This is a genomic window from Pseudoalteromonas shioyasakiensis, assembly GCF_024518675.1.
Taxonomy (GTDB): Bacteria; Pseudomonadota; Gammaproteobacteria; order Enterobacterales; family Alteromonadaceae; genus Pseudoalteromonas; species Pseudoalteromonas shioyasakiensis_B.
Window position 1 is genome coordinate 1 of the sequence record NZ_JANIGL010000017.1, and the last position, 704, is coordinate 704.

At 53.0% G+C, this 704-nt stretch carries 1 rRNA gene; it reads left to right on the plus strand.

Annotated features, from left to right (window positions below):
* Positions 1–704 (plus strand): 23S ribosomal RNA (locus tag NQT69_RS19470); the annotation flags it as partial.

Below are 704 nucleotides of genomic sequence, written 5' to 3' on the forward strand. Positions count from 1 at the left end.
TGGAGTCGTCCTTGAAATACCACCCTTGTAGTTTTGATGTTCTAACGTTGGCCCCTGAATCGGGGTTACGGACAGTGCCTGGTGGGTAGTTTGACTGGGGCGGTCTCCTCCCAAAGAGTAACGGAGGAGCACGAAGGTTGGCTAAGTACGGTCGGACATCGTACGGTTAGTGTAATGGTAGAAGCCAGCTTAACTGCGAGACAGACACGTCGAGCAGGTACGAAAGTAGGTCATAGTGATCCGGTGGTTCTGAATGGAAGGGCCATCGCTCAACGGATAAAAGGTACTCCGGGGATAACAGGCTGATACCGCCCAAGAGTTCATATCGACGGCGGTGTTTGGCACCTCGATGTCGGCTCATCACATCCTGGGGCTGAAGTCGGTCCCAAGGGTATGGCTGTTCGCCATTTAAAGTGGTACGCGAGCTGGGTTTAGAACGTCGTGAGACAGTTCGGTCCCTATCTGCCGTGGGCGTTTGAGAATTGAGAGGGGTTGCTCCTAGTACGAGAGGACCGGAGTGAACGAACCGCTGGTGTTCGGGTTGTCATGCCAATGGCATTGCCCGGTAGCTACGTTCGGAACTGATAAGCGCTGAAAGCATCTAAGCGCGAAGCAGGCCTCGAGATGAGTTCTCACTAGACTTTTAAAGTCTCTGAAGGGCCGTTGAAGACTACAACGTTGATAGGCAAGATGTGGAAGCATGG